This window comes from Phyllobacterium phragmitis (assembly GCF_002980495.1).
GTDB classification, from domain to species: Bacteria; Pseudomonadota; Alphaproteobacteria; order Rhizobiales; family Rhizobiaceae; genus Paramesorhizobium; species Paramesorhizobium phragmitis.
Genome location: NZ_PVBR01000012.1, coordinates 129,607 through 150,010, shown reverse-complemented (window position 1 = coordinate 150,010; position 20,404 = coordinate 129,607). Strand labels below are relative to the sequence as shown.

The 20,404-nt window shown below is 58.4% G+C and carries 15 protein-coding genes and 1 pseudogene; 3 read left to right on the top strand and 13 right to left on the bottom strand.

All coding sequences use genetic code 11. From position 1 onward, the window contains the following. Positions 1-28 precede the first annotated feature (28 nt). The 10 genes and pseudogenes from repC to C5748_RS16815 all read right to left on the bottom strand — a co-directional run bounded on the left by repC (position 29) and on the right by C5748_RS16815 (position 14,627). Positions 29-1,225 (bottom strand): plasmid replication protein RepC, encoded by a 1,197-nt coding sequence (repC, locus tag C5748_RS16860; RefSeq protein ID WP_105743088.1) that lies wholly within the window; start codon positions 1,223-1,225, stop codon positions 29-31. 154 nt (positions 1,226-1,379) lie between these two features. Continuing rightward, positions 1,380-2,381 (bottom strand): plasmid partitioning protein RepB, encoded by a 1,002-nt coding sequence (gene repB, locus C5748_RS16855; protein WP_105743087.1) that lies wholly within the window; start codon positions 2,379-2,381, stop codon positions 1,380-1,382. A gap of 69 nt (positions 2,382-2,450) precedes the next feature. Next, entirely contained in the window at positions 2,451-3,656 is a 1,206-nt protein-coding gene (repA, locus tag C5748_RS16850; RefSeq protein WP_105743086.1) for a plasmid partitioning protein RepA, read from the bottom strand. A 433-nt stretch (positions 3,657-4,089) separates the two neighbouring features. Further along, positions 4,090-4,353: pseudogene (locus C5748_RS28940) on the bottom strand (hypothetical protein); the annotation flags it as partial. Between the two features lie 1,840 nt (positions 4,354-6,193). Next, the gene (locus tag C5748_RS16840; protein WP_105743085.1) at positions 6,194-7,369 is read right to left on the bottom strand and encodes an ABC transporter permease; all 1,176 of its coding nucleotides are present in this window, start codon (positions 7,367-7,369) and stop codon (positions 6,194-6,196) included. Then, the gene (locus tag C5748_RS16835; protein WP_105743084.1) at positions 7,366-8,364 is read right to left on the bottom strand and encodes an ABC transporter permease; all 999 of its coding nucleotides are present in this window, start codon (positions 8,362-8,364) and stop codon (positions 7,366-7,368) included. The genes C5748_RS16840 and C5748_RS16835 overlap by 4 nt, the downstream gene beginning before the upstream one ends. 2 nt (positions 8,365-8,366) lie before the next feature. Beyond that, positions 8,367-10,268, bottom strand: coding sequence for an ABC transporter substrate-binding protein (locus tag C5748_RS16830; protein ID WP_105743083.1), 1,902 nt, complete (start codon positions 10,266-10,268; stop codon positions 8,367-8,369). Beyond that, positions 10,265-12,157: an ABC transporter ATP-binding protein gene (locus C5748_RS16825; RefSeq protein WP_105743082.1), complete on the bottom strand. Its 1,893-nt coding sequence runs from the start codon at positions 12,155-12,157 to the stop codon at positions 10,265-10,267. Before C5748_RS16825 ends, C5748_RS16830 begins: the two co-directional genes overlap by 4 nt. Before the next feature lie 101 nt (positions 12,158-12,258). Next, positions 12,259-13,284, bottom strand: coding sequence for a polysaccharide lyase family 20 protein (locus C5748_RS16820; protein ID WP_105743081.1), 1,026 nt, complete (start codon positions 13,282-13,284; stop codon positions 12,259-12,261). Beyond that, positions 13,281-14,627: an adenylate/guanylate cyclase domain-containing protein gene (locus tag C5748_RS16815; protein ID WP_105743121.1), complete on the bottom strand. Its 1,347-nt coding sequence runs from the start codon at positions 14,625-14,627 to the stop codon at positions 13,281-13,283. The genes C5748_RS16820 and C5748_RS16815 overlap by 4 nt, the downstream gene beginning before the upstream one ends. A 68-nt stretch (positions 14,628-14,695) precedes the next feature. Between C5748_RS16815 and C5748_RS16810 the strand changes: the two genes are divergently transcribed. Beyond that, positions 14,696-14,887: a hypothetical protein gene (locus C5748_RS16810; RefSeq protein WP_105743080.1), complete on the top strand. Its 192-nt coding sequence runs from the start codon at positions 14,696-14,698 to the stop codon at positions 14,885-14,887. A 69-nt stretch (positions 14,888-14,956) separates the two neighbouring features. On the opposite strand, the gene C5748_RS16805 is transcribed toward C5748_RS16810, so the two are convergent. Together C5748_RS16805 and C5748_RS16800 are read right to left on the bottom strand one after the other, a co-directional pair. Next, positions 14,957-16,315 carry a nucleotide sugar dehydrogenase gene (locus C5748_RS16805; protein ID WP_199194820.1) on the bottom strand — a complete coding sequence of 453 codons (1,359 nt, stop codon included), beginning with the start codon at positions 16,313-16,315 and terminating at the stop codon, positions 14,957-14,959. A gap of 124 nt (positions 16,316-16,439) precedes the next feature. Continuing rightward, on the bottom strand, positions 16,440-17,597 hold the full coding sequence (locus tag C5748_RS16800) for a DUF3095 domain-containing protein (protein ID WP_105743078.1): 1,158 nt from the start codon (positions 17,595-17,597) through the stop codon (positions 16,440-16,442). A gap of 92 nt (positions 17,598-17,689) precedes the next feature. Here C5748_RS16800 and C5748_RS16795 point away from each other — a divergent pair, with 92 nt between their 5' ends. Both C5748_RS16795 and C5748_RS16790 read left to right on the top strand, forming a co-directional pair. Continuing rightward, positions 17,690-18,778, top strand: coding sequence for a glycosyltransferase family 4 protein (locus C5748_RS16795; RefSeq protein ID WP_105743077.1), 1,089 nt, complete (start codon positions 17,690-17,692; stop codon positions 18,776-18,778). After that, positions 18,775-19,530, top strand: a complete 756-nt coding sequence (locus C5748_RS16790; protein WP_245581840.1) for a polysaccharide deacetylase family protein — start codon at positions 18,775-18,777, stop codon at positions 19,528-19,530. Before C5748_RS16795 ends, C5748_RS16790 begins: the two co-directional genes overlap by 4 nt. Here C5748_RS16790 and C5748_RS16785 read toward each other — a convergent pair. After that, entirely contained in the window at positions 19,527-20,375 is an 849-nt protein-coding gene (locus tag C5748_RS16785; RefSeq protein ID WP_105743076.1) for an MBL fold metallo-hydrolase, read from the bottom strand. The two genes, C5748_RS16790 and C5748_RS16785, sit on opposite strands and share 4 nt — an antisense overlap. Between the last annotated feature and the right edge of the window lie 29 nt (positions 20,376-20,404).

The following is a 20,404-nucleotide window of genomic DNA, read 5'->3' as shown; positions in this document are numbered from 1 at the left end:
CATCCGCCGATTTCCGTTATCCCGCCATTCACGCTGTGGTTCCGTTGGCTTTCAAAGCGGCCATGATCATTGGTCTCATCGAGAATTCCCCTTCCCGCGCCTTTTGCGTCAGGCGACGCAGATATCCGCCGGCGGAACCGATATGCCGGGCCCTTTGGAGAATGCAGGCGATGATGACAGCAACGTTCTCCTGGCCGTGGGCTTGCAGGGCATCTCTATAGGCCGACGGTGAAATCCCGAGATATTCTTTGACCTGCGTGGCCGTTATCATCAGATCACGCCAATTGTTGATACCATCGGGTGCATAATCGGTGATTTCAGGACAGGCTCTCAAAATGAGATCAAGCGGATAGGTTCTCGACGGCTCTGTGGCTTGGCAATTGTCAGCGGTTTTCTTTTTCAAATCTTTTCCAAGGCTTTTGTCAGATTCAAATAGGATTTCTGTATCTGAATTAGATTGCTGCCGTCCATTCTGGGACTCATTGCCGCTTATATCTGAAGCATTCATGTGTGATTCCAACTGCTTGTCTATATCCTGCCGGAGTGCCGCCAATTTCGCCGCGATGGGCTCCAGATCAGCGATCACGGCGCGACGGGGAATTGCCTCGACAATGCTTCTGAACCGTTTCCACAACACATCCCAATGGCCGCAGATGCCTTCCTGCTGGGCGGCTTCGATCAGTTTCTGGATGTCGCGGCGGTATAGTGTGATGCGCTGTCGTGTCAGCCTGAGAGCACGGCTTTCGGCCTGGACCTGTTCTGCAGCCTGTTCGAATTCCTCCGCTCGCGCCAGCAATGGCGCCAGGGAGAAGCCGAAAGCCTCGTCAATGCCGCCTCCCCTGCCCCTGCGGGCATATCGCTTGCCGTTCGGGCTGTCGCGGCGGATGATCAGGCCGCAATCGACCAGAGCGGCCAGATGGCGGCGCAGCGTCGTATCCGCCATGCCGTGAGCCCTGAGCGCCAGCTGTGCGTTGGACGGGAAGACGACGAGACCGTGTTCCTGCGACAGATCGGTCTCAGGATAAAAGGTCAGCAACGCGTTCAATACGGCCAATGAGCGGTCTGAAATGCCTATGATGGCCTTTCCTTCGCAAAGCCGACGGTAGATCCGCCATTTGTCGGCTGTCTTGCCCCGGGGGATTTCCTGTGCCTCGATCTGACTTGCCAGCAAGGCAAACGATATCGGCCGCCGCCCGAAGGGCGTCGTTATCTTATTGATCTCCATTTTCCTTCACCTTCGTTCAGGCAAAAGAAATCCGCTCGCCAAATGACGCTAAAGACTCTTGACAGTGATTCGTGGAAATGTGATTCTCTGACTGCTTACATCTGAGAAGGGCTTCCACGACTGCGTCGTTGGGGGCCTTTTTCTTTTGCGGTTTCTAGTCTCCCGTTTGCTTCGCTTTTTCCGATTCCCTGAAAGCTTCATAAAAGCGATCCAGGTTCTCGGTCAGGTATTCTCCAAATTTACCGGCGTCCTTGGCCTTCAACGCCAGGCTGAAGGTTTTTCCGGTATTGCGGATATCTCCCGTCACCTGCTTGTCGGCGGCGGCCCAGACCCGTGCGGTCTTTGGCTCGATCGCCTTTTTCACCGGCTTTTTGCTGGCGCCGCTGAGATGATCGAACAGCAGATCAAAGCGTCGCTCCTGATCCGCTGCCATGAACTCCGTGCTTGCTGTGAACGCTGCCGCAGCCTCGGTATTTCTCGGCCGTTCGACAAGTTTGCGCAAATCCAGCCAGCGATCGCGCCCGACGCCCTTTGCGGGGCCTATTGCATCGATGATCGCCGCCGGGATTGCCTTGGGTATCGTCAGCATCTTGCTGAGCGTCTGATAATCGATCGACAGCGCCGACTGGATGGTCTCGCGGCCATATCCCAGCGTTTCCAGCCGCTGGGCGAACAGAACACGCTCGATGAACGTCAGATTGGCCCGAGCGGCGTTCTCCTGCCCCTGGGCTATGATGTGGTCGATATCCGCCAGAGCTTTGACGACGGCGCGAACCGGCCGGCCGAGCTCTCTGGCAACGCTGACCCGGCGATGGCCGAACACGATCATGTAGCGACCATCACGATCAGGATGCGGGCGCACCAGGATTGGTGTATCCTGTCCCCTCTCCCGGACCGCTGAAAGCAGCTCCTGATAGGCGTCGTCATCGGCTTTCATGCGATCCGCAACGAACGAGCCATCGATCAGATCAGGATCGATTTCGACAATCGTCTCACCTTCGATCAGTTTCGATGCTTGCTTGGCAAGCTCATCGATCGAGGACGAAATGGATTTCGCGGCGCCGAATTTCGGAAAGCCTGAATCGCGTCGATCGTCTTCATTGGCTTCGGACGGCTCCGTCCGCATCAAATTGTCGAAAATGTTCTTTCTAGCCATTGGACCACATTCTTTGATTGTTCCTAGCCATCTGTTTTCACGTCATAAATTCCTGATTTAGACGGCAGTCTATTTTGATCTTCCCCATGCTTGATGGATCAGGTCGCAGATTTCCGAATTGACGGCCTCGAGCGATTCCATCGCGCGTTCATATGTGGCCCTGGTCATTCCGGACTTTTCGACTTCATACAGTGTCTGTTTCGTCAGGCCTGCATCGGAAATCGCCGTGGATTTCACCATCTGATGCTTCAGCATCTGCTTGGCCAGCATGGACTGCATGAAACCCACCATCTGGGCCTGCGGAATGTCCGTCGGTTCATAGCGCGTGATGAGATATCTGAACCAGTCGAGATCGACCTCGCCGCCAGCCCTGCGGATGGTTTTCAGGATATCGCCGAGCATCAGCAGGAACTGAGACATCGACATAAGATCCAGCATCTGCGGATGAACGGTAATCAGCACCGACGAGGCAGCGGCAAGGGCCGTCAATGTCAAATATCCAAGCTGCGGAGGGCAATCGATTACGACGATATCGTACTGGCCATCCACCTGCTTGAGCGCTGCCTCGATACGGTTCCAGAAGGTCTTTCCTTCCGTCGAACTCCGGTCCTGCATTGCCAGCGGCGTGTCGTATTCATATTCCTGCAGCTCCAGGGAGGCCGGAATGATGCTGAGCCCGGGAAAATTGGTCGGACGGATCACCTCCGCAATGGGCTTGCGCTCTTCATCATACCGGATCGCCTCATAGATCGACGGATATTTGTCGAGCTCCGGCTGGATGCCGTGCAGAGCCGAAAGCGACGCCTGCGGATCGAGATCGACGGCAAGAACGCGATGGCCGGTGAGGGCAAGGTGTTGCGCGAGATGTGCGGCGGTGGTGGTTTTGCCCGAGCCGCCCTTGAAGTTGACGACGGCAATGACCTGGAGCTTTTCACCGTTGCGGCGGTGCGGAACGTATTTTTTGACGTCGGCGCGCCCGTTCCTGTCGAGATAATGGCGCAGTTCCATGATCTGTTCGGCCGAATAGGTGCGCCGGCCGCCGGCGTGAATATGCGGCTCCACACCTTTACCTTCCAGATGCAGCTTTTTGAGGTTGCTCGTCGATACACCGAGGAAATAAGCTGCTTCGGCGAGCGAAAACTGCCGCAGGGTCTTGGATGCGTTTGGCGGAAACGTTTCGAGCCGAAGCTGATTCAGCCGCTTGGATATCTCTCGCCCCTGAGACAAGATGATGTCATCAAACAGCGCCTTTTGCTGGGGAGCAGAGAAATTCATTTTTCCAGAACCTCAAATAACGGTATTCGAGCGATTTTCACGCTAATGCCGTCATTATGTCCGATTCTCCGGGCTCGGCAAGAAGTTTTAGGTTAATAAAAGGTTAACGCCGCCGCTTGGCTATCGAACCTCTGCAATTATCTTGCAAGAGATTGAGGCGTCGATGACGAGTCGATACTTAAAGCTATCACATGAGCCATGCTGGATGTGGCGACCGATCCCCCGTTCAATTGGTCAACTGATGGCGCAAATTGATGGGCGAGGTCATATATGCTTTCGCAAAGCGCGATTGGGAGCGCTCCGCCCGGCGCCATCTTGGTCCTCCGGGGATGGGGGAGAAAGCGCGTGAGCCGGCGGCCTGTGCCGGGTTTCGTTCCTGTGTATCCGTCTATCTCATTGAAAAGTCGTCACTAATGGGAAAATAGACGGCAGTCTATTCCGCATTACTGTTTATTCCATCGTTCGGTCCGGAAATATACGCCATCCGCTGGAGCGGTTCACTTGTGGTCAAGTCAATGGTCGCGCTCTGATGAGCAGCGAAGCAGGCGGCAAGCCGGCCGTCGGCGGAGGCGGCCTGATGGCTAGGCATTCACCGCGGAATGCTTTTGGGACTCTCCACAAGCGACCGGCAAAGCGGACGTAGTCCTTGCTGATGGGAACGGCGCACGATCTCATATTTATCGTATTCGACCAGGGGAGGGTGCTTGGCTTGGAGCAGTTCACTTTTAGATGGAACTATAACGCATTGATATTTTCATGGAGTGATCACTGCCTCGACCTCTCCACCGCGATAACGGTTCACAATGGCATAGACCGGCGATTCCACTGAAACAGGAACCGCTCTAACAGCGCATTTCAGGTTGGCCTATTGATATATTGCGCCTCCTCCGCGGTGAGGGGACTGAGCGCCACACCTTCACCTTCATGGTGAGGTGTGCAGCGGAGCGAAGCGCCACGAAGCCTCGAAGCGCGGGGTGAAGCTCACCTCGCTTTGCTTCGCTCCAAAAGTGCAGTCAGCTTTTCGTGGGTCAGCGCGAACAACGCCTCTTTCCTGGCCCGCGACCAGCCTTTGATTCGCCGCTCCTGTACAACGGTATCGATGATCCGGTCGCAGGTTGGTGAACATCAACCTCGCCGGACGCAGCTTCTTTCGTGCTCCCATACCCGCGCATCCGCCTCCTGCCGTCAGATCTGCGCGCACGATATAGACGGTGATTTCCCTAGAGTAGTTCACTTTCAGACGATGCGTTCAGGCGTTCCTCACTCTTGACGGTGGCAATCACCCTATTCCAACCGCAGCAACAGCGGCATCGGTGAGGCATGGATTCCTGTGACAAGCACAGGAATGACGGAAATGGAGATGTTTCGTCACCGCGAGAACCGGTTTGCCGGCGGCAAGCGTCAACAATTAGCCAGCAACAGTCAATCCTCCGTCATTCCTGTGCCCGGGCCTGTGCTTGTCACAGGAATCCATGCCTCGTCATCACCACAGTTCCGGCGGTGCAGAATGATAAGGCTAGACAATTCCATCAAAACAGGAACCGCTCCAACGCATTTCCCGGGCAGGTTAGCGGTTTGAATTCCAGAAGGACCGGCTCTTGGCGGTTCTGCAATATCATCGGCGACAAACAGGAGGATTAACCCGCGTGAGGTGCCAAGCCTCTCACCCTTCGAGGCTCCGTTGCGCTTCGCTTCACTGCGCACCTCCAGGTGAGGGCTACTGGAACGTCGTCGCTTCTTCGCCTGCTGCAATAAAGACTGCTTATTGTTGTGAAGCTGTCGGAGCGCGGCCCTTCACCCTTATAGGGTGGAGCAAAGCGAAGCCTCGAACCACAAGGGTGAAGGGGAATGTCATGTTCTCCCAAAAAAACTTATCCCCCATCTCCACTCTGCCTTTATCCTTCCCCTCAGTTCTTCCTGGCGGGAACGCGGCTCGCGACGGCGGGTCTCGCGGGAGGAACCGGCGCCTCCGCCTCGCCGCTGACGTAGCGGCGAGCCCGGGGAGGCTCGCGTCCTGGTTCACCCTGCCGAGACTACGCTCGGTATGTGCCGAAAGAGCACTTAAGGCAACGGACAGAGACAGAAATCGCCGGACGGGCGGTCCTGTGACCGCAGTCAAATTATTTCATACGAGCGTTCGCAAGACCGCCCGTCTTCCCACTCCCGGATCGGGGCGTTCTTTCTCAATGGCCAGACGCGAAAAGCGGGCGTGGTGCCGATCATCTATAGCTGCTCATTTTGTTGTCGGGAAAATGGGCGCCGTTCGATTGACACCTTGGAGGAGGGGCAAAATCATCGCTCGGGCGCTTGCCGCAGTTGGCCAAGCGGCATATGTTGATCTTATCCGGCGAAATCTCTCACAATTCATGCCTTGAATGCCGTTATCGGACATGAATTTCTCGCGACAGGTGCGGCGGTTTCATGCAATATTTTCCTTGGAAATCGCCGTTTGGCGAATCCGTCAAGACGCATGGCGAGGAAAAAAGCCGAGTGCCCGTCATCCGCAGTCAAAGCAGAGATTGGTGCACATGCGATCCTCACCTGTATGGATCGGCCGCATCGCGCAGCCCGTCGCCGAGGAAATTGAATGCCAGGATCACCAGAATGACCGGGATCATGGGAAACAGCAGCCATGGATAAAAGGCGATGACGCTGACGCTGCGCGCCTCGGTCAGAAGAATGCCCCAGCTGGTGATCGGCGCTCTCAGACCAAGCCCCAGGAAGCTCAGCGCCGTCTCGCCGAGTATCATGCCGGGGATCGAGATCGTCGCCGTCGCGATGAGATGCGACATGAAGCCGGGGATCAGATGGCGCCTGATGATGCGGCTGCCCTTGGCGCCCATCAATTGCGCCGCCAGGACATAATCCTCCTCGCGCAGCGCAAGAAGCTTGGAACGCACGGCACGTGCCAGGCCGGTCCAGTCGAGCAGGCCGAGGATCACGGTGATGCCGAAATAGATCAGGATGGGGCTCCACGTGATCGGCATGATCGCGGCAAGCGCCATCCAGAGCGGAATACTGGGGATGGACTGGAGGACCTCGATGATCCGCTGCACGACCAGGTCGAAAACACCGCCATGATAACCCGCAAGGCCGCCGATGATGATCCCCAGGAGAAAGCTGAAACTGATGCCGATCAATCCGATCGTCAGTGAAATGCGCGCTCCATATATGATGCGCGATAGCACGTCGCGTCCCAACCTGTCCGTACCAAGGAGGAAAAGCTCGCCGTTTTCGGCAGGGCAGACCAGGTGCAGATCGCTCTCGACCAGACCCCAGAACCGGTACTTATCGCCTCTGCAGAAGAAACGAAGTGGCTGAACCCGGCTTGTGTCTTCGGCATAATTGCGTTTGAGCGTCTCCATATCCAGCGTCATCTGGTGCCGATACGCGAAGGGTCCGACGAATTGGCCGTCATGGAACAGATGTATGCGCTGCGGTGGCGAATAAATGAAATCCATGTTCCGCGTATGCAGATTGTAAGGCGCCAGGAACTCACAGATCAAAATCGCGAAATAGAGTATCAGGAGGAATATGCCCGATGCGACGGCGAGCCTGTGGTTCCTGAATTTCCACCACATCAGGCGCAGTTGCGAGGCCTGATAGACGCGCTCCTGTTCCTTGGTCATCACTTCGACTGACTGGGGATCGAACGGTGCGGTCGAGACGTAATGCTGCAGCGGGGCGCCGGGAGGCGGGAGGGGAGAGTTCATTTGGTGCTGCCGCCTTGCAATCGGATCCGCGGATCGAGCAGTGCCAGCGCCAGATCGGAAATCAGCACGCCGATGACCGTCAGGAAGGCCAGGAACATCAGGAATGAACCCGCCAGATACATATCCTGACTTTGCAGCGCCTTGATCAGCATCGGGCCGGTGGTTTCGAGCGACAGCACGATTGCGGTGATTTCAGCGCCGGAGATGATGGCGGGCAGGATCGAGCCGATGTCGGATATGAAGAAGTTCAGCGACATGCGCAGTGGATATTTGATCAGGGTGCGGAACGGGCTGAGACCTTTTGCGCGCGCCGTCGTGACATATTGTTTGTGGAGTTCGTCCAGGAGATTGGCGCGCAGGCGCCGGATCATGCTGGCCGTGCCTCCCGTCCCGATGATGACGACGGGGATCCAGATATGCTCGAGGACCGATTTGGCCTTGTCCCAGCTCATCGGTTCGCCCAGATATTTCTGATCCATGAGATGGCCGATCGACGTCCCGAACCAGATGTTGGCGAAATACATCATGATGAGCGCCAGCATGAAATTCGGTATGGCGAGGCCCAGAAGGCCGATCAATGTCAGCCCGTAGTCGCCCCAGCTATATTGATGGGTCGCCGAATACATGCCGATGGGGAAGGCGATGATCCAGGTGAAGACGATGGTGACGAAGGAAACGAGAATGGTCAGCCACATCCTGTCTCCGACGACATCGCGAACCGGTAGATCATATTCGAAGGAATAGCCGAAATCGCCATGCAACATGCCGCCGACCCAGTAGAAATATCGCAGGACCGGCGGCTTGTCGAAGCCGTATTCCTTGCGCAACAGCTGGATACGCTCCGAATCCACGCTCTCGCCCTGGGCCCTGAGCTCGGCGATATAACTGTCGAAATAGTCGCCCGGCGGAAGCTCGATGATGGTGAAGACCAGTGCCGATATGATCAGCAGTGTCGGGATCATCACGGCGATACGCCAGATTATATATCGCAGCACGCCTAGGCCTCCCCGCCAAGCCAGAACGTGTCCGGCATATAGATACCGAGATAAGACGTCGGATCGAAGCCATAGAGGCCGTTGTCGGGCAAATTGCGCAGCTTCGCGGACGATATCACCGGCTGGTGTGTCGCGTTGACGATGCCGATCGAAAACACCTGATCGGTGTATATACCAAGCATCGAGGTCCAGATCGCGGCGCGCTCCTGTGAAGTGGTCGATCTGCGCCAACGCTTGAGAAGCGACATGAGCTCGATCACTTTGGGCATATCCGGCGCCTCGCCGATCTTACCATGCGATATATAATGGACGCCCCAAAGCGGCCACTGCAACTGCTCGTCAGCGGTCGGCGCAAGCTGATCAGGGCTCATGTCGGCGGTTGGAACACCATTGTCGATGCCCGACCAAATTGACATCATGATCTGGCCGGCCATCGCCCGGCTGCGAAAGACATCGCGCTGCGATGGCCGGATGAACAAGGCAATGCCGATCTGACGCCAATGATCGGTTACAAGTTCGAGGACATCCGTCTCGAGCGTGCTTTCACCAGCGGTTTCCACGATGATCTGCGCGGAGCGTCCGTCGGGCAGGAGGCGCAGGCCGTCGTCGTCACGTGTGTCGAGCCCCATTTCATCAAGCAATGCGTTGGCCTTTTCCGGATCATGAGCAATCCAGGCCTCGGCGAATTCAGGACGATAGAGGGGGCTTTCGGGCAGGACCGTATCGGCGCTCTCCGTTGCCAGCCCGTAGAAGACCGCCTTGTTGATCTCGCGCCTGTCGATTGCCAGAGAGAGTGCTCGACGCATGCGAACGTCGTGCAGCAGCGATTGCCATACCGGGTCGGCACAATTCAGGTTCGGCAGCAACGCCACCCGCGCCCCTTGCGTTCGTTTCCACAGATGAACCTTGATCGGGTAACGCTTTTCTGCGTCCTTGAGGAAGGTATAGTCGGAAAAATCTATTCCGAAGCATTGAAGGTCGCTCTCGCCGGCTCCGGTCTTGGCGGCGATGATCTCCGAAGAGCTTATATTGAGGACGAAGCGATCGATGTAGGGCAGCTGCAGACCGTTTTCGTCGATCCTATGGAAATACGGATTGCGTTCGAAGACGAATTGTCCCGCCGGGGGCCTTGTCGTATTTCGCCATGGGTCGAGGGTCGGCAGATCAGGATTCTCGGGGCGGTATTGCCGCGACATGCGAATGTGAAGCCAGGTCCATTTCCTGGCCTGATATTCCTTCATCAACCCGGCCAGTCGAAAGGGATCCTGATATTTCTTGTGGAACTGTTTGAGATAGGCGGCGGGAAGGACAAGCATCAATGCCTGAGCGGCAGCAAGTTTCGGCAGAAAGTCGGGATTGGGCGCATCCCATGAATAGCGGACGGTCAGCGGATCGATGATTTCGAAGCGGGGCGGCTTGCCATCGACCCTCAAGGCCGTGATCGGCCCTCCGGGGGAAAGCTCGTCATTCAGCCAGACGTCTTCCAGGCAGTAGCGGAAATCTTCCGGCGTCAACGGGGTGCCATCGGACCATTTGTGGCCGTCGCGTATCGTGAAGGTGAAGATGCGTTCGTCGCGCACCTCGTAACTTTCCAGGATATCCGGGATCATGTTGAGTTTTTCATCATAGCCGACCAGGCGCGTATAGCCGTAGATCGTCATCAGCCGGATATCTTTCTGGCTGCCGATCAGGGTTCGTACCGTGCCGCCATGCCGGCCAGGCTGTCTGCCTTTGGCGCTGAGGTTTACGATCCGGGGCGTTTTCGGCAGGCGGTCGGCCAGTGCCGGCAGCTTTTCGAATTTCAGCTGAGTCTTGAAAAAGGCTGGCTCGCGATCAGCCGCGAGAAGCCTGCCGGGAATGAAAGCCGACGCCGTGAGGCCGAGAATCGTCCGCCGATTGATCAAGGGCGCAACTCCCTGATATCGGTCGTTCGGCGGGCAAGCACGAAATGGCCGCTGCCGAGGTCGAGCGGCGCCAGCGCATTGTCTTCGCCATCGTCGCGGAACTGCGGTCCCCACGCACTTGTGTCCGCCGCTCCGCCCAAATTGAGCGTCTTGAAGTCCATTCGCCTGTCGAGATCGGGAAACGGCACGGCGGCAACCAGCGAGCGGGTATAGGGATGGATCGGTTTCCTGAGCAGGACTTCCCGTGGCGCCAGTTCGACGATGCGGCCCCTGCACATCACGGCAATGCGGTCTGCCATATAGTCGACCACCGCCAGATTGTGCGAAATGAAGAGATAGGTGAGGCCCAGATCTTTCTGCAGATCCTTCAGGAGATTGAGGATCTGCGCCTGGACCGATACGTCGAGGGCTGACACCGGCTCATCGCAAATCAGTAGATCGGGACTCAAAGCAAGCGCGCGCGCGATGCCGATGCGTTGGCGCTGACCGCCGGAAAAGCTGTGCGGGTAGCGGTTGATGAAATGTTGATCCAGTCCGATGGCCTGCATCAAATTCTTGACCATGGCGAGACGGGAGCGGGCATTGCCACGCTCGTGGATCTCCAATGGTTCGCTGAGAATCTTCTGCACCGTCATACGGGGCGACAGCGACGACACCGGATCCTGAAAAACCATCTGGATTCTCGTCCGCAAGGTACGCAGCGCCGCCCCCTGGGCCGCCAGCACATCGATCGGGCCTGCATCGTCATTGAGGACGACCGAACCGCTGTCTGATGTAAGAGCCCGCATGAGGATCTTGCTGACGGTGGTCTTGCCGCAACCGCTTTCGCCGACGAGCCCCAGGCATTCACCGCATTTTATATCGAAGCTTACGCCATCCACGGCGCGGACGGTCGTCTTTTGCTCCTTGCCCAGCCAGTCGGACTTGCGGGTGGTGAATGTCTTGCTGAGGTCCTTGACCGACAGAAGGATGTCCTGGCCTTTCGGCGGGGGCGTCTTGCGCTTGCCCAACAGGTTCTCGACATTGACCGGCACCTCACGAATAGCCGCGAGCCGTTGGCCGGGTTTCAGATCGAAATGCGGGACAGCGGCCATCAGGCCCTTCAGATAAGGGTGGCCGGGATGGCGGAATATCGCGTCGACAGGTCCTGCTTCCACGATCTCGCCATGATAGATGACCACCACCTCATCCGCGACGTTCGCCACAACGCCGAGGTCGTGGGTAATGAGCAGCATCGCCATGTTGAGCTTGGTCTGAAGTTCACGCAGCAGTTGCAGGATCTGCGCCTGTATGGTCACGTCGAGCGCTGTCGTCGGTTCGTCGGCGATCAGCAGGGCAGGCCGGCAGATCAATGCCATGGCGATCATCGCGCGCTGCCGCATCCCACCGGAAAGCTCGAAGGGGTACATGTCATAGGCGCGCCGCGGGTTGGAAAAGCCGACGAGACCGAGCATTTCCTCGGTGCGTGCCTTTCGTTTCGCCGCCGGTTCGTTCGTGTGGATCTGCAGGACTTCACTGACCTGGTTTCCGATCGTGTGAAGTGGAGATAGCGACGTCATCGGCTCCTGAAAAATCTTGCCGATGCGGCTTCCCCTCAACGTCCGGATTTCCCGGCCGTCACGCGGCATCTGAAGGATATCGACTGTCGTTCCCGGCGTTGCCGGATCGGAAAACAGGATGCGGCCATGAACGTGGGCCGTGTGTGGCAGAATACCCATCACAGCCTGGCTGATCACCGATTTGCCGGAGCCGGACTCGCCCACGAGTGCTGTCACCTTACCGGGAAGGACGCGAAGGCTGGCATGCCTGACTGCCCGGATCGGCCCGCCGATGATCGCAAACGAAATGCTGAGATCTTCGATCCTCAGCAGATCAGTGCTCGAATCCATCCTTCTATCGCCCCGCGTTCAAGCATTTGCCGCCCCGCCGCGGCCTGTTCCCTGGAGGAGATTAGCCCACTGCCGGTAGCCTGCCTAGAGCCGGGGGGAGACTAATCTTGCTGAACGATATTCCCGGAAGGAGGGGGCGATTTCTCACTCTGTCGCTGCGCTGCCAGCGCAGAACAAGCTTCCTTGTCCAGGACATCTCCGCAATGGGGCGACCGCCGGAAATCATCATAATAGAGCGTCCATTCGCCCTCATTGGCTGCCCGATAAGGACCGAATTTGAAATATTGGTTCTTGCCCAATCCCGGATCGGCATGGCCGATATGTCCTGTGACCGTGACGATCGGCTTGCCGTTTGCGAAGATCTCGATATGGCCGGATCCGTCCGGTCCCGGTTTGGTGAACACCGCGAAATCGATCCAGCCCGAATCCGGGGCCGGCAATGGGTTGCCATGTTCCGTGAGGGAAATCGCACGGGTGCAGCTTGAAAACAGGGTACCGTCGTCGGGCGTCCATGTCGCATCGGTGGCGACCAGCGCACGCATCTGGTTGGTTTCCGGCCGCAACCACACCGGTGTCTCACCGGAAGCGCATGCCGCCGGTTTCTTTTCAGGTGTTGTTGCTGCCAACGTGGCAGGGGGAGCAATATAATTGGTCTCGACGGTGGCGAAGAGTTTTCCCCGCTTCAGCCGCAGCGCCAGAAACGGGCTGAAATCGCCCTCGGCATCTGGCCCTATTTCGCGTTTCCACTGTGCGATCAGATAACGATGATCGTCCTGCGGGATCGGCTCGGCAAATTTGACGGCAAAGCCATACCAGACGCCCTCGTTATAAGGCACGCGCAGGGCCGGCTTCTCCCAGATCTCGGCGCGTTCGCTGCAGGAGTCCCTGGTCGGAGGACAGTGCGGCTTGACGCTGAGCTTGAGCGCACCGCCGCTTTGCGCCACATCACGCTGGAACTCGACGGTGCCGGCGCTCTGTTCGAAATTCTTCTTATAGTAAAGCCCGCCCTCCGGTGAGAAACTCTGCCCGTCAAACCCGTCCCGCAGAATTCTCATTTCGGCTCCTGCCAGATTTCCCGTGCAAAGTAGGACAGCGAGGCTGGCCGAGAGCAACAGCTTGATCTTCATTGAAAATCCTTCGAATGCGGTGAGGATGGCGGTAATTTTCTGGCGTCGCGATGGAGCAAGATGACCTGCTCGGCGTCCGATATCCTGTCGTAGGTCGCCTCAAGGCCGCCATCCTCGTCGCCCAGCGAGGCTTCGGTCAGCTCTGGAAAGAGAACCGTAAACTTCTCCCTGACCCCTGCCAGTTTCTCCTCGCCGATGGTCACCCAGGTGCCGTTGCCGCAATAATTGGCGAATTCCTGGCTGGCGATGAGGTGGTACTGCGATTTCTTGGTCAGGTCCTGAAGCCGCTGGACTTCATTGACCGCCGAGCCGAAGACAGAGAAGGTCAGGCGATCGGAGAGCCCGACATTGCCGAACATGACATTACCGACATGCAAGCCTATGCCATAGCCGATTTCGCTCAATCCCTGTTGGCTCCTGCGGGCATTCAGCTCAGCCATCCTGGAGGTTGCCTTATGGGCCGCGGCAAGTGCGGCCTGGCAGGCGGTCTCGGAAGGCGCCCGGTGTCTTTCGCAGGGGTAGACCGCGAGGAAGCCGTCACCCAGGAAACTCAGGATCTGACCACCCGCCCTGTTGAAAGGCGCAGCGATCGCGTCGAAATACTGATTCAACGTCTCGATATAGAGGTCGCGACCGGCCGTTTCGGCAAGTTTGGTTGAATTCCGCATATCGGCCATCACGAGGGCGGCGCGGATCGTGTCGCCTTCACCGCGCTTTATCTGGCCGTTCAGCACGCGCTTGCCGGCATCACCACCCAGATAGGTCTTGAGCATATTGTCGGTCAGTTTATGGAGAACGGCCATCTTGCTGGCGACCGCAAGATGGCTCTGCATGTACAGCAGGGCGGCGATCATACTCTCGCTGAAGCCGGCCGGGCTGTCCGTGGACCATGACCCGATCATCCCCTGGCCCGAATCGCTGCCAAATGGATGGACGAAAGCCATATAGTCGGTGACGCCAATGAGCTTGAGCTCATCGAAGATGGGAAATTCCGACGGCATTTCAGGATTGATCCGCCGGCGCAGATGATCCAGATTATTGCTGAACAGGTGGTAATAGGGGCTGCGCGCAAATCGATCCGACGGCCCTCCGGCCTTCTTGCGGAAGCCCTCGACCTCGATGCCGCGCCCACGCCGCCATGTGAAGCCCAAAGCATCATAAAGCGGATGCAGCATTGAAAAGCTCAAATGCACCCGCATTAGCGGCAGGCCTGCCGCTGCGAGCCTCTCGCAAAAGCCCCTCACCAGGGTTTCAAGATCGTCGCCTGCCAATGATGACTGGGTCAGCCAGTCGGCGACCTTGTCCATCAATATGGTGGAAATTTCGGATTGTGCCGCGCTCATATGTTTTGGGGCCGCTTCAAACCGGATGCCGTTCGAATACGGGACCATCTCCCTTGGTTTGCAAACGAATGACCATCCTTGCCGGCATTCCGGGCTTCTTTGAAGCGAGCGAAGCCGACGCCCGGAAGAAAACTATCGTTCAGCCGTCGGAATTACAAGATAGCGGGCGCGAAGCGCTGTTCATCACGCGAATGGGCTGTCAAATCGTCACGACAATCTTGCCGAACTGTTCGTTCGACACGAGAGTTTGCCGTCGTTGATGACGTGAAATGCAACGGAGCGGAACGTCGCAGTGAGGCGACAGGGGCGCTTCGGTCGCACGCGCGCCCTCAGGCCTTCACCACGGTCTCGCATTTCAACCCGAGGCGCTCGAAGACATTGCGCGTATCGATGATCAGCGGAGCCCAATCGGCAATTGCCTTATAGTCGATGCCGTCATGATCGGTCGCGATCAACACGGCATCGAAGCTCTTCAATGCGGCCTCGCTCAGCTCGACCGAGCGCCGCCCCTTGAGCGCCATATGTTCTCTTGTGACCGGGATCTCACTGACATGGGGATCATGGAATTCCGTCCGGCCACCGCGTTCCTCGATGAGCTCGATGAGCCGCAATGACGGGCTCTCACGCGTGTCCGGCACATTCTTCTTGTAAGCGAGCCCGATGATGAGAATGCGTGAACGGCTCATTGCCTTGCCTGCGCGAAAATCCAGCGCCCTGGCAAGCACATCGATCACATGACGGGGCATTGCCGTGTTGATTTCGGCTGCCAGTTCGATGAAGCGGGTCGGCAATTCGTACTCGCGGGCTTTCCAGGTCAGGTAGAACGGATCGATGGGAACGCAATGCCCGCCAAGTCCCGGGCCGGGGTAGAAGGGCATGTAGCCGAAGGGCTTGCTCTTTGCAGCTTCGATGACCTCCCATATATCGATGCCCATGGCCCCGAAGACGATTTTCAACTCATTGACGAGGGCGATGTTGACGGAGCGGAAGATGTTTTCGGTCAGCTTGACAGCCTCGGCCGTCGCGGTGGTCGAGACCGGCACGATGGTTTTCACCACGCTTTGGTAGAAGGCCTGCATCAGGGCCGCGGCTTCGGCCCCATCGCCGGCAACCACCTTGGGAATCATCGCGACTTCAAAGCTGCGGTTGCCGGGGTCCTCGCGCTCCGGTGAAAAGCCGATGAAGAAATCCGTTCCCGATTGCAGCCCGGTCTTTTCCAGAATGGGCTTCATGACGCCATCGGTGGTGCCCGGATAGGTCGTCGATTCAAGCGCGATCAGCTGGCCGCGCCGCAAATTGTCCGCGATCACCTGCACGGTATTGCCGACGAATGAGAGGTCCGGTTCGCGATGCTTTGTCAGCGGCGTCGGCACGCAGATGACGATGACATCGCATGCGGCGAGTTCGGCGAAATCTGCGGTGGCGCGGAACCGGCCATCGGCCACCTTTTCAGCAAGAGCATTGGATGTCACCGCCTCGATATAGGACTGGCCGGCATTGAGGTTTTCCACCTTTTGCCGATCGATGTCGAAGCCTGAAACCGGAAAGCCTGCACGCGCGATGGCGATGGCCAGAGGCAATCCGACATAGCCGAGACCAATCACACCCACTTGCGCGGTGCGTGCCGAAATCCGCTCCAAAAGGAGATCATGTGTTGTTCGGGAGGCGTCCAAGGACCTGCTTTCCATCGATGCGGACAGACCATCCGCCACCATAGCGAAGCTGATCTTGTCTCCGTGGACCGTGGGGCATGCATATTGCGGAAAACAGTCTTCCGCAAGCCATTGTGCCGATGTGCCGAACCAAAGCTCCTCAGGCCAGTTTCGCTTTCAACTTTGTCATTGCCACCGCGTAGCCGCCGGCTGCGCCATCGATGAAATGGACGTGGTCCCTTTGCATGGGTGATGCGACGATGCAGGTCATCAAAGCCGATTTTTGCCGATGCAGTCCGTAGCTGCATATGCCTGCGCGCTCGGCAGCCTGCAGCCGTTGTTCGATCTTGCGCAGGGCGGCGGGATCGAGATCGATCGTCATCTTCAGCCCGTCGTCGAATTTGCGGAAGTCCGAGTTTCTGGTCACCTCACGCCGATAGGCCCTCGGATCGAAGCCACCCATCTTCCAGCCGAACCTGTCGGCCAGGACGGCGAGCATGAGGACAAACCGTATCCACAGCTTTGCAAGCCATTGCCGGCCGCCGGGCGTGTTTGCGCGTACCTCGATCTCCAGACCTTGCCGGGAGGCGCCGAATTTGGGACCTTCCGCCGGCAGCGGATGACCACCGCGCTCCTGCTGGCCGGTGAAAGCGATGAGATCGGAAACCAGATCCTGGAAAGCGCGCGCATCATGCGAAGGGCCGGGCACGGCGATGATGGAGACGATCTCGCCAAGCGTGGCTTCGATCGGATCCCAGCGGCACGAGAGGCCCGTCAGATCCGGCCTGGTTCCTTTCGGGGCCGGGTCGATTCGATAGCGTCCGGCCTTCATTTGGGTTTCCGCCCAGCTGCTGCCGCCGCCGGCAAACATGGCATAGAACACATCATCGGAAGCCTGAAACCGTGCGACCCGCACATCGAGGCCTTCCGCGCGAATATCCTCAATCGGCACGAGGGCGGCGCGCATGGTCATCGCAAGTTCCTCCGCCACCCATGCCTGGACGGCGGCGAGGGCCTCGCGCGCGGCCTGCACGGCGGAGGGCGGAACAGCCACCAGCGCGCCGTCGCCGCCGAACACGAAAGGAAGATCGCGCCTTGCGAGTGCGTTGAGCAATGCGGAGATCACGCTGGCGCCAGCCATGTTGACGGATTTATAGCGGCCGGCCTCGACAGCTCCGGTCGAATTGACGATATCCGCCACCGCGAGCGCCCAGCCGGCCGGCAGGGGCCGATAATTGTCGATATCGGCTACGCGTTCGAATTCCGGCAAGACCGGCAATGTATCTAGGAATGAATCGGGTGCGGCTGGCTTTTCCATGCTCTATAATTACCACATCTCATGTGATCCGGGATCAGCGGAATGCCGCGTGACGTTGACTTGCATCGATTTCCTGACGATAGACTCGATCGATGCGAATTGCCTTCTACGCGCCCATGAAATCGCCGACCCATCCGGTTCCCTCGGGTGACCGCCAGATGGCGCAATTGCTGATCAGGGCGCTCGAATATGGCGGCCATGCGGTCGAACTGGCATCTGAACTTTCAACCTTTGGGCGCGAACCCGATCTGGACCGTTTCGCCGGGGTCGAGAAGGAAGCCGCAGGAGAAGTCGCAAGGCTGTGCGAGCTTTGGAGGCGCGACGGTAAGCCGGATCTCTGGTTCACCTATCATCCTTATTACAAGGCGCCGGATCTGATCGGGCCCGACATGACCGCGGGTTTCGATATTCCTTACGTGACGGCGGAGGCGTCCTATTCGGAGCGGCGCAACACGGGTCTATGGGCCAGGACACAGTCTCTGGTGGCGCAGTCGGTCAGGCAGGCGGCCCTGAACATCTGCTTCACCCGGAGGGATCGAGAGGGGCTGTCGATTGCCGTGCCCGATGCCGTCCTCGATATGCTTGCGCCCTTCATCGATATTTCGGCGTTCTCAGCGCAACCCCCGGCTTTTGATCCTTCGCGCCTTGTCTGCGTTGCGATGATGCGATCCGGCGACAAGCTCGAAAGCTATAAGATGCTCGCCCGGGCTCTCGATCGGCTTCATCACCTGCCCTGGACTATATCGGTGGTCGGGGGTGGGCCGGCCCGAGCCGAAGTCATGGCGCTGTTCGCCGGTTTTCCGCCAGAGCGGATCGAATGGCATGGACGACTGGAACCCGGTGCCGTGGCAGGCATTCTTTCGGGCGCGGCAATATATGTCTGGCCGGGCTGTGGCGAAGCCTATGGATTGGCCTATCTCGAAGCCCAGGCTGCAGGCCTCCCGGTGGTGGCGCAGCATATTGCGGGCGTTCCGGAAGTGGTGGTGAGCGGCCGGACCGGACTGCTGACTCCGCCGGACGATAGCGAGGCTTTCGCAGCCGCTATCGAAAGGCTGCTGACGGATGATCGAGAGCGGATCATGATGTCGGATGCCGCGCGACGCTTCGTGCATGACGAACGGTCTCTTGAGGCTGCGGCCGTGCGTCTTGCCGCCATGCTTCCGAAGGTTCTCAACGCATGATGAATGATCCGATCTGGCAGCCATTGCATCAAGAGCTCCTGCGCTGGGAGCGTGCCGGCCGCGTCGCCGATTTCTGGCTGCGGGACGATGATGCGATCGAACCGACCGCGGCGCTGGATCGCTTGCTCGACCTGACGGGGGAATATGCCGTGCCGGTTACGCTGGCTGTCGTCCCGGCCTTTACCGGGGAAGCACTGGCTGTGCGGCTTTCCGGGGTGGAGCATGCCTTGGTGGCAGTTCACGGCTGGGCGCATGAAAATCACGCGCCCGAGGGGGAGAAGAAGCAGGAATTGGGACCGCATCGGCCGCGTGATATCGTGCTTGAAGATCTGGCGCGGGGATTTGCGCGGATGGATGATCTGCATGGGGAGCGCGCCTTGCCCCTGCTGGTGCCGCCGTGGAACCGGATCGATCCCGGATTGGTCCCCGAACTCGGCCGGTTGGGATTTCAGGCACTGTCCGTGTTCGGGCCGTCAAAGCCCGCTTCGATCCGCCTGATCAACAGCAATGTCGATGTGATGGACTGGCACGGCACGCGCGGCTGCCGCGATCACGCCCTGCTGGTTGAAGAGATCGTCGCGCAACTCGGACGCGCTTTCGGCGGCGGGGATGCCGTCGGCCTCCTCACACATCATCTGGTGCATGATGAGGCGGTGTGGTCCTTCGTGAAACGCCTGTTCGAGATGACGTCCCGGCATCGTGTGCGCTGGCGCTCTCCCCGTGAAATGCTGGCCGAAGGCGCTCTGCCTTAGCCCCGGTCGAGGCGAGAAAATTTTAGCGTCTGGCTATCGCGCGCGGCAAAAGCCCCTGCAAAAGCGCCTTTCGCTTGCTGCTCTATGATCTTGAGTTCGTCGTCGGTGCGTGTCGGATCGTGATGAAACATGGCGAGGCCGTGCGCACCGGCGGCCTCGCAGAGCTTGACCCCTTGCTGCCAGGTGGAATGCCCGAAACCGCGACGGCGCTCCATTTCCGGTTCGCTATAGGTGCAGTCATAGATGACGAGATCGGCGTCCTCGATCAGATCGAGCACTGCCGGATCGAGCTTGCCGGGCTCGTGTTCGGTATCGCTTATCAACGCGATTGCACGCCCACCCCACTCGACACGGTAGCCGATGCAGTGACCTGGATGGTTGAGGCTGCCGGTACGTATCGTGATGCCATCGCGCGGCTGCAACACGTCGCCCGAGACGAAATCGTTGCAGATGATATTGGCCTTGCAGATATCGAGCTTTGCCGGGAACCAGGGCGGACGCATGAATTCGGTCAGCATCTGCCGCGTCGTCATCTTTCCAGCGAGGTGCCCGGACCACACGGTGATCCGGCTGTTCCTGTCATGGATGGGAGCGAAGAACGGGAAGCCGATGATATGGTCGTAATGGCAGTGGGTGAAGAACAGGTCGATGTCCGTGACGCCGCCCGCCCGCAAGGCTTCTCCGGCGGGGCGCAGTCCGGAACCGGCGTCGAGGAAAAGTCTATGCTTGCCGCATCGCAATTCGATGCATGCCGTATTGCCGCCATAGTGCAGGAATTCGGGCCCAGATACCGGAACGCTGCCGCGCACCCCCCAGAATTTCACCAGCAACGTATCGTCGTCCATCCTACCTTCTTTGCAGTAGAGGGGTTTCG